The sequence below is a fragment of the Streptomyces albicerus genome, from assembly GCF_008905045.1.
Classification (GTDB): Bacteria; Actinomycetota; Actinomycetes; order Streptomycetales; family Streptomycetaceae; genus Streptomyces; species Streptomyces albicerus.
In genome coordinates this window covers 1-8,352 of the sequence record NZ_VWMY01000158.1, presented here as the reverse complement: position 1 = coordinate 8,352, position 8,352 = coordinate 1, and the positions used below count along the sequence as shown (strand labels likewise).

The window sequence follows — 8,352 nt, the reverse complement described above, 5'->3', positions numbered from 1 at the left end:
AGGACACCGACGCACAAACCGAGGAACTACGGATCGCGCTCAGGCAATACCGGGAGATCACCGAACGGCTGCTGCACATGTCGGCGCCTGCCAGTCATTAACACTGTCCTCCCCGCGGAAACCACTGCCGCCGCAGTGACCGGTGCGTACACCACACCGGCCGGACTGCGGCGGCTGCGTTCTGGAGGCGGGGCCGACGCACGCTCAACCGCTCCTGCAGAACTCGTGCTGGGCCGGCGCGTATCGGCCCGATCTCCATCAACCCTCGCGTCAACGCCCCCATGAGCGGGACAAGCCCGGCCATCACGCAGTGGCCGGCGAGTTGTTGCCCGGCTCGGTCCTTGCCGTCCGCCATCACACCGATGGTCACGGCGCCGATGACTGCCGGGCTCCAGAACTATCAAGGGATATTGGTGGAGAATCGCAGAGAAGAAGAGGAACGGGCGCCCAAGCGCAAGGTCCTCGACCTGACTCTTGTGCAGGTAGCGGCGAGCGCACTCGCGACTGTGGTGGGCGCGGTGCTGGCGTCCCTGCTGGGGGTGACCGGGACCATCATCGGCGCCGCCGTGATCAGTACCAGCGCGACCACCGGCGCAGCGGTCTTCTCGCATGCTTTCCGACGGACGGGCGAGGGGATCCGCAGCCGGGTGCCGCCCGTAGGAGTGCCGAGGACGCCGGGCCAGGAGCGGGCGGAACACCGGGCGGACGCCCGGGCGGCGTTCGGTTTACCCGAGGACGCTACGGCTGTTGACACGAAGCCGCCTGGTGGGCCCGGTGGCCCGGATGATGAGCACCGCGGAACAACGGCGGCCTCCGCGCCCTCCGAAGCTGAGTCGGTCACCACCTATCGGGGTGGCTCCCTCCGGAGGTCCATCGGCTGGAAGAAGTACGCCCTGGCCACGGGCCTGGTGTTCGCCCTGGCGATGGTCACGGTGACCGCGGTGGAGCTGATCATGGGCAAGCCGGTAGCGGCCGTGGTCAAGAACGAGCCGGGCAGGGGAACCTCGGTTGGCGGTGGCACGGCCGGTACCCCCGGCCCCGCGGACAGTCGGACACCCACCCCGGGTGCGTCCAGTGGCGCGGCGTCGCAGACGGGCGACTCTGCCTCGCCGGACGCGAGTGCGGCGCCGGACACCAGTTCTCGTCCCAGCTCCAGTCCCAGCTCCAGTCCCAGCCCCAGTTCCAGTTCCAGTTCCAGTTCCAAGGCTTCGGTGTCGTCCGCGCCGTCCAGCGGCGGCGCCGTACGCAGTTCCAACGCCACCGCTGATGAGCAGTGACGAGCCGGCCCTGGCATCGGTGGGCGGCCTCGTCGGCGAGCAGTGGAGCTGGACCCGGGGCCATGCCCCGGCAAGCTACCCGAAGCCTGCGGAACAGTCCCCCAGCCGGACAGAGCATTCCGCGCCTCACCACATCGCCGAGCGGATGTGACGTGGTGTCTGTGGCAGTGGATTGTGTACTCGGGCTCCCGATGATGTCGCCAACGTCATACGAGGGCTGAGGCAGGTGTACGGGTCCTGGAACATCATCTGGATGTTTCGGCGGACTGCTACCGCGACCTGGGCCGTTCCCACGAATCGTCGGACCGGGTGTGCCGCTGACTGACATTGCCAGGGGGGAACACCTTGACGCGAATGTGTGCGGGCCCTCATTTTATGAACACGTCTTCTGCTCGCCTACGTATACATTGCACACTCGACATGTCTCAAACCTTTCCATAGCTAGGCGGAGCATGAGCGCACGACAGGAGTACAGGGGTCGGCGACTGGGGCTGACGAGCCTCACGGTCGCGGCAGGCGGCCTGCTCGCCTCGTTGATATGTGTCGCTTTCTCCGTCCTGCTGTGGGCGATCGCCGACGCGAACAATTCCGTCTCGGCCAGACGCGCCTCCCGGACGGCACTCGTCGAGGCGGGCAGCATGAAACAGCTGCTCCTCGACCTGGAGACAGGACAGCGCGGCTTCGTGATCACGGAGCGGGAGCCATTCCTCCAGCCGTGGCGGGCGGCGCGCGCGGCGTACCCCGCGAAGGCCCGGCGGTTCACCGAGAGCGCCACATCCCAGGAACAGCGACGCACCGCCGAGCAGATCACGCGGGACGTCGATTCCTTCCTGAAGGACTACTCGGTGCCGCTGGTCCAGATGGTCCGCCGAGGCGATCCCGCCGCGTCCGGTCTCGAGATGACGGCTGAGGGCAAACGGCGCGTCGACACCCTCCGAGCCGAGTTCGACCAGTACATGACGGACGAACGCGCACAGCTCGCGGAGCGCACCGACGCTGCTGGAGCCAACAGCCACCAGGCGGTGGTCGCCGCAACCGTGGGACTCGCGGCCTCGACCGCGCTGGTGACCGTCTTCACGGTGCTCCAGCACCGTGCGGTGGTACGGCCGGTGCGCGGGACGGCGGCCGCGGCGGAGCAACTCGCGGGCGGAGACCTGGGTGTGCGGGTTCCCCCGAGCAGGGTGGCCGAGATCGGGGCACTGGGCACCTCCTTCAACTCCATGGCGGCCTCACTCCAGGACAGCCGCAGACGCATCATGGAAAGCACCGAGGCCGTGCACCGGCGTACGGCCAGGGACCTGCACGACGGGGCGCAGCAACGCCTCGTGAGCCTGATGATCGGGCTCCGGCTCGCGCGTGAGCTGGTCCCCGACACGGAGACGGCGGCAACCGACCTGCTGGACCAGTCCATCGACAACGCGCAGACGGCGATCAACGAACTGCGGGAACTGGCGTCGGGGATCTACCCGCTCGTGCTGACGGTGAAGGGACTGGTGGCGGCGGTGAAGGACCTGGCGTCCCGGTGCCCGGTGGTCACCGTTGTCGAGAGCAAGGACGAGCGGAGGATCTCCTCGACGGTCGAGTCGAACGCGTACTTCGTCGTGGCCGAGGCTGTGACGAACGCGGTCAAGCACGCTCAGGCATCCCGGATCGACGTCTCCATCGAATTCGGGGACGTGCTGCGGATCAAGGTCGCCGACGACGGGATCGGCGGCGTGGGCAAGAGCACCGCCGGCAGTGGCATGACCGGGCTGACGGACCGGGTGGCGGCGTTCGACGGCAAGCTGACCATCGATTCCCCGCCCGGCGACGGCACGACCCTCCTGATCCAGATCCCGGTGCCGGCCTGAACTGATCCAGCAGCGGCTGAACCCCGATGGGATCCGGGCCCTGATCTTCTTCGGGGCGGCCCTCGCGCCGCGCTGTGGCGGGCCGCGGCACGTCGCTGGCGTGGCCGCTCCGTCGGCGTCCTGGCCCTGCTCCTGCTCCTGGTCCTGGTCCTGGTCCTGGTCCTGGTCTACGCGATCTCCGTGGGCCTGCACACGGCCTGAGACGGCTTCGACGCCAACACCGACTGCACCGTCCTGGCGGCCGTCGGCCTGTCCCTGCCGGTCGTACACCACACACCGCCTGGCCGGCCTGTCCCCAGTCCAGGGCGTCTCCTTGCCGGCCGCACCCACGGTGGCTCCGCGCCACGTGGCTGATCCGCCGTCAGCACGACAGTGACGCCGGATCAGGAAGGCGGGCGGCGTCCGGGAGGGCAAGGCCTGCGCCGGGCGCCGCACCCGCCCGTCACTGCGAGGCCGCGTCGTGCGCCTCGGCCTTGCCGGCGGTCCCCGCGCCGAGCCGCCGGCGTTCGTCGTCGGACAACCCGCCCCAGACGCCGTAGGTCTCCCCGTGCTTCAGGGCCGTGGCACCGCAGATGTCGAGCACCTCGCATCGGCCGCAGATGGAGCGGGCCCGCTCCTCGCGGTCGCGGCGCGCCCTGCCCCGCTCCCCCGGCGGCGAGAAGAAGGTGGAGCTGTTCATGCCGCGGCAGGCGGCACGTAGCTGCCACTGCCAGTCGCTCAATAGGGGGCGCAGTGTGTTTCCCATGGTCTTCCTTTCTCTGCCTACAACGGCCGAATCTCTGCCTACGACGGCCGAACTCGCTGGTGTCACTCCGCCAGCTGGACCAGCTCGTCCCAGTCCACGCCGTCCAGTTCGGCCCCTTGCGGGACCATGTCGTAGGTCCGGGCCAGCCAGTTCGCGACCGGCTCGGCAGGGATCTCGAACACTGCCGTGCGGGTGCTCCCCACTTGTACGCAGAAGGCGGACGGCTCACCGTCCTGGTCGAGCATCGGCCAGAGCACCACGTCACCCTCGCCCGCACGGGCGGTCATGCCCTCGGCCAGCAGCTCCCGCGAGAAGATCCAGCGCACCGGCCGCTCACCGTCGGTGTCGAAGACCAGCGTGATGGCGAGCGGGTCATGGGTGTTGTACGAGAACTCGCAGTCCAGCGGCACGTCGAGTTCGGAGAACACCCAGTGTGTGATCTGCAGCGCGAGGTGGCACTTCTTCATGGTCGCCTCCTAGGGACCTGGCCGGTCAACCGGCCTGGAAACATGGGTTGTCGTGCTCCTGCACCGGGCTCGGCTCAGTCGACAGCGCGAAGGGTCCGCGGGTTCCGCCGTGCGGCGGCGAGCGCCTCGAACGCCGCGGTGGCCAGCAGTACGGAGCCGCCGACGTCGGCCAGCTGCTCCAGGGACGAGAAGGGGAAGGCGGTCATGAACAGACCGGCCGACACGATCACCGCGTTCAGTACGTCGTCGTAGACGAAGACCTGCTTCACCGATGGCGAGGTGCCGGACACGGCCATGGTGAGTCCCCGCAGCAGCCAGCCGCAGCCGGTCCACAGAGCGAGCAGGAACACCGTGTCGGCCCAGCCACGGAAGAGGGCCGCGCCCAGCGGCAGCGCCGCGAAGCCGCCGGCGGCCAGCAGCCACCGGACCGCCGCCGACGCCTTGGACTCGTGCACGGCCAGCAGTTGGAGCACTCCCTGGACCGCCATGTGCACCCCGAGGAGCGCCCCGGCCACGGCCGGCGTGCGCACGGGCACGACGATCAGCAGGCCACCCACGGCGGCCGAGACCAGCGAGCCGGCCAGCACCGTCGCTCGGGTGAGGGCACCACCCTGGCGAGCGGCCGCCCGGACGCCGGGGCGGCGCACCGGGCGATGGACCTCGTCCCTGGGTGTTTCCAGTTGTGCCATGTCCGGTCCCCGTTCGTCAGCCACAAGTGTTCGAGCCACCGCGGCGCGTTCTCGTCCTGTCGGTGAAACTCTTCGGTTCCTGCGTGGGGGTTCGGCTCAAGAGGTGTCCAGCGGTGGCGGCTGTCCGACACATCGCGTTTCCTGCACCAGCAACCCCCCGATCCAAGCGCCAAGTCTCGAAGCGCGCCGCGTCCTGGTCTGTCGTGCGCTCCCTCGCCCTTGCTCGGGGTTCCCCCACGCCGTTGTAGGGCCCACCCCACCCCGCGGCGGGCACAGGCCGTATGACCTGCGGCGGCGTCCTGGTGCCCGCCGGTCGCGGCCGACGGGATCCGGGCCAGGAAGCGCGCAGACCTCGGGTTTTCCCCACACTGCCCGTGAGGTGCGCCCCCACCACGGCTCAGGTGTCCTTGACAGCCACCGGACGCGGCGAGGACACATCCTGTGTCACGGACGGCACACATCACGTGTGGCGACCGAGGACACATCGCCCCGGCGCGGGTACGACGCACAGCCGAAGCGGCTCCTTCGGGGGTGCTGCGCCTCGTCCACCGTCACGAGGGCGGAGTGCTGAGGCTCGAGGATTCCGCCGATGCCGAGAAGTCCCGCATGCCGGCCGGCCGAACGGACTGCCACCTTGCAGGAACGCCTCGCCTTCGCGCACCCATTGGTGCGTGACGCCGTCGCCGCCACGCTGCCCCCGCCCGGAGGGAAGCGGAGCTGCTCATGGACTCGGCGAAGCGCCACGGGGACGCCCCCCCCTGCTGCGGGCCCGTGCCCTGGAGTACGCCGGTGAGCGCCTCGCCGCGGCCGCCGCCTGCGATGCCCTGTCCCGTTTCGTCGACTCGATCGGCGCCCCGCCTGATCGTCGAAGCCACACGTGTGCGCTTTCCACGGGCCGCCTCAGATGGCATTTGTCATGTATGCGAGACACGCGTCAAGCTAGGATGCCGCCATGAGCCAACCACTACGGGCGGTGCTCGGAGAAGACCAGCCGTTCATGCGCGAAGGCATCGCCGCCATCCTGCGCAAGGCCGGCATCGACGTGGTCGAGGCCGTCGACAACGCGGTGGACCTCGTCCGCGCCGCCGAGGAGCACCACCCCGACGTGGTGATCACCGACATCCGGATGCCGCCGGAACTGGAGGCTGACGGCCTGCGTGCCGCTCAGAAGATCCGCGCGGCGCGGCCGGAGACCGCCGTCATCGTCCTCTCCCAGTTCCTGGACGCCTCCTACGCGCTCGACCTGGTCGGGGACGACCCGAGCGGGGTGGGCTACCTCCTCAAGGAGAAGGTGGCCAGCCCCCAGATCCTCATCGACGCCGTCGAGCGGGTACTGGCCCGCGACTCGGCCCTCGACCCGGACGTGATCGCGGCGCTGCTGGGGCGCAAGCGTCCGGAGGACCCGCTGGCCGCGTTGACGCCGAAGGAGCGGAAGGTCCTGGCACTGATGGCGGAGGGCCACTCCAACACGGGGATCTCCGAGCAGCTCTTCGTGAGCGTCGCCGCCGTGGAGCGGCACGTGACCGGGATCTTCATGAAGCTGGGGCTCAGCCAGTCGGCAACCGGACAGCACCGGCGGGTACTTGCGGTGCTGCGCTACCTCGGGCAGTAGGACGCGGGCAGGCGCAAGAAGGCCACTGGCCAAGGTTTCGGTCAGGGCATTCCGTAGGAGAGCTTCCTTTGGAAGGCTTCCGTCACGAGCCGGAGGGCGCGAACAGGCCCCGCAGGTCGGCGTCGAACAGCTTGTCCTTGGCGACGAAGGACTTGATCCCCGCTCTCTCCAGCTCCTCCTGCGACCAGAACGACTTGTCGGTGGAGGTCAGCACGATCCGGGGCGGGTTGTCCTCCTCGGTCAGCCGACGCGCCACGGTCAGTCCGTCCAGATCGGGCAGGTGCAGGTCGAGCAGCAGCCCGTCAGGGCGGTGTACCCGCACCGCGGCCAGTGCCGAGGCGCCGTCCCCGGACTCCGCCACGACACGCAGGCCCCGTGCCGTCAGCAGCGTCGTGGCGATCCGGCGGAACCCAGGGTCGTCGTCTACGACGACGATGTTGATGCACATGATCTCAGCATGCCGAACCCTCTCGCGGCCGGACCATAGGGGGAGCCCTACGGTTTGTGTATCACTCATGCAGGGGGCATCCCGCACGCACCCGCGGGCCCTGCCTCGGCCGACCGGGCTCCCGGGGCCGCTGGTCGGCGGCTCGCTCGATGAGTGCACCGGTGCGCGGCGGCAACTCCTCGCGCAGCGAGATCACCCTGCTGGTGCACATGACGTCGGTCACGGCGTGGAGCTCCCACACCTCAAAGCCACCCATCGCGACGCCGACGCGGTTGCATCTGCTGGGCATGTGCGTTCAGCTCGCGAGCTCTTCGGCCTTCGACGGGACGGACCTCGAACTGGCGGACTACAGCGGCGGTCCCGCACAGCGGTTCGTGCTGAACTCCAGCCACGATCTGGTCAGCGATCTCGTAACGGATATTTCGACAACCGACTTCTCCTCTGCGGGTCACGCGAGGTCGGTCGGGGCTCGCCGACGGGCTCAGCCGTGCGTACTCCCTGCAGCGGGCCCGCTTTCGAGGCTGGCCTCGGCGTAAAGACCGCAGATGCTGACATCGGCTCCGTGCTCGAGACGGCGGAAGACCCAGTCGATCGGGTGGCACTCCCGGGCGTCGGGGAGCTCCACGACCAGAGGGACGGTGTGCTGAGAGTCCGGCGTGTAGCGCCAGACCGCGCCTGCGTGACGCGTCAGTATCTCGCCGACGTAACAGCCGAAGGCGACGAGAGAGTCGGCCATCTGCTGACCGGTGGCACCGTCGCTCCTGAAGCCGTCGACTATGTCCTCCACCAGGCCGATGCTCCCGGGACTGTAGTCCAGCTCGGCATCACTGATGTCGGCCGCGACCTCGACGATGGCAGCTGCGTGGAGAGGCGCACTGTCGGGCTCCAGGTGGTAGTTCAAGTGCAGCTGCATGTTCGTCCTCGCACCGTTGCTGTCGATGCCGTCGAGGCTAGTCGGAGAACATCCGCCGAGCATGCACCTGCGCATAAGCATTTGGTCACCAAGGGGCTGCCCCCGGCAACACCTCGGGACCGGTGCCCCGCCAGGTGGGAGCCGTGCCCTGCACGACGCTGTGCAACGTGCCGCTCACGTCGGCCGCGGCCGACGTGTCGGACCCTGAGCACGGCTGTCTGCTGGTCAACGCGACGACGGAGCGCGCCGCACGCGAGGAGGAACCCTAGTGTCCTGCGCCAGAGATCCGTCGGTAGAAGCGGGCGAGGGAGTCGAGGATCTCTTCGGCTGTCTTGGTCCAGATGAACGGCT

At 69.0% G+C, this 8,352-nt stretch carries 10 protein-coding genes; 4 read left to right on the top strand and 6 right to left on the bottom strand.

The features are described from left to right. Nucleotides 1-413 precede the first annotated feature (413 nt). Entirely contained in the window at nt 414-1,277 is an 864-nt protein-coding gene (locus GAS53_RS55880) for a hypothetical protein (RefSeq protein WP_192583716.1), read from the top strand. Nucleotides 1,278-1,729: 452 nt separating this feature from the next. After that, nucleotides 1,730-3,127 carry a CHASE3 domain-containing protein gene (locus GAS53_RS54030; protein ID WP_151485175.1) on the top strand — a complete coding sequence of 466 codons (1,398 nt, stop codon included), beginning with the start codon at nt 1,730-1,732 and terminating at the stop codon, nt 3,125-3,127. Nucleotides 3,128-3,569: 442 nt separating this feature from the next. Here GAS53_RS54030 and GAS53_RS54025 read toward each other — a convergent pair whose 3' ends face one another. The 3 genes from GAS53_RS54025 to GAS53_RS54015 all read right to left on the bottom strand — a co-directional run bounded on the left by GAS53_RS54025 (nt 3,570) and on the right by GAS53_RS54015 (nt 5,028). Continuing rightward, nucleotides 3,570-3,872 (bottom strand): WhiB family transcriptional regulator, encoded by a 303-nt coding sequence (locus GAS53_RS54025; RefSeq protein WP_151485174.1) that lies wholly within the window; start codon nt 3,870-3,872, stop codon nt 3,570-3,572. A 62-nt stretch (nt 3,873-3,934) separates the two neighbouring features. Then, nucleotides 3,935-4,339: an SsgA family sporulation/cell division regulator gene (locus GAS53_RS54020; RefSeq protein WP_151485173.1), complete on the bottom strand. Its 405-nt coding sequence runs from the start codon at nt 4,337-4,339 to the stop codon at nt 3,935-3,937. A gap of 74 nt (nt 4,340-4,413) precedes the next feature. After that, nucleotides 4,414-5,028, bottom strand: a complete 615-nt coding sequence (locus GAS53_RS54015) for a hypothetical protein (protein ID WP_151485172.1) — start codon at nt 5,026-5,028, stop codon at nt 4,414-4,416. A gap of 952 nt (nt 5,029-5,980) precedes the next feature. Between GAS53_RS54015 and GAS53_RS54010 the strand changes: the two genes are divergently transcribed. Next, the gene (locus GAS53_RS54010; RefSeq protein ID WP_151485171.1) at nt 5,981-6,640 is read left to right on the top strand and encodes a response regulator transcription factor; all 660 of its coding nucleotides are present in this window, start codon (nt 5,981-5,983) and stop codon (nt 6,638-6,640) included. 82 nt (nt 6,641-6,722) lie between these two features. Here GAS53_RS54010 and GAS53_RS54005 read toward each other — a convergent pair whose 3' ends face one another. The 3 genes from GAS53_RS54005 to GAS53_RS53995 all read right to left on the bottom strand — a co-directional run bounded on the left by GAS53_RS54005 (nt 6,723) and on the right by GAS53_RS53995 (nt 8,001). Further along, nucleotides 6,723-7,088: a response regulator gene (locus tag GAS53_RS54005; protein WP_151485170.1), complete on the bottom strand. Its 366-nt coding sequence runs from the start codon at nt 7,086-7,088 to the stop codon at nt 6,723-6,725. A 61-nt stretch (nt 7,089-7,149) separates the two neighbouring features. Next, nucleotides 7,150-7,377, bottom strand: a complete 228-nt coding sequence (locus GAS53_RS54000; RefSeq protein ID WP_151485169.1) for a hypothetical protein — start codon at nt 7,375-7,377, stop codon at nt 7,150-7,152. Nucleotides 7,378-7,569: 192 nt separating this feature from the next. Continuing rightward, nucleotides 7,570-8,001 carry a DUF3806 domain-containing protein gene (locus GAS53_RS53995; RefSeq protein ID WP_151485168.1) on the bottom strand — a complete coding sequence of 144 codons (432 nt, stop codon included), beginning with the start codon at nt 7,999-8,001 and terminating at the stop codon, nt 7,570-7,572. Nucleotides 8,002-8,144: 143 nt separating this feature from the next. Between GAS53_RS53995 and GAS53_RS57920 the strand changes: the two genes are divergently transcribed. Beyond that, nucleotides 8,145-8,270: a hypothetical protein gene (locus tag GAS53_RS57920; RefSeq protein WP_263974267.1), complete on the top strand. Its 126-nt coding sequence runs from the start codon at nt 8,145-8,147 to the stop codon at nt 8,268-8,270. The last annotated feature ends 82 nt before the right edge of the window (nt 8,271-8,352 follow it).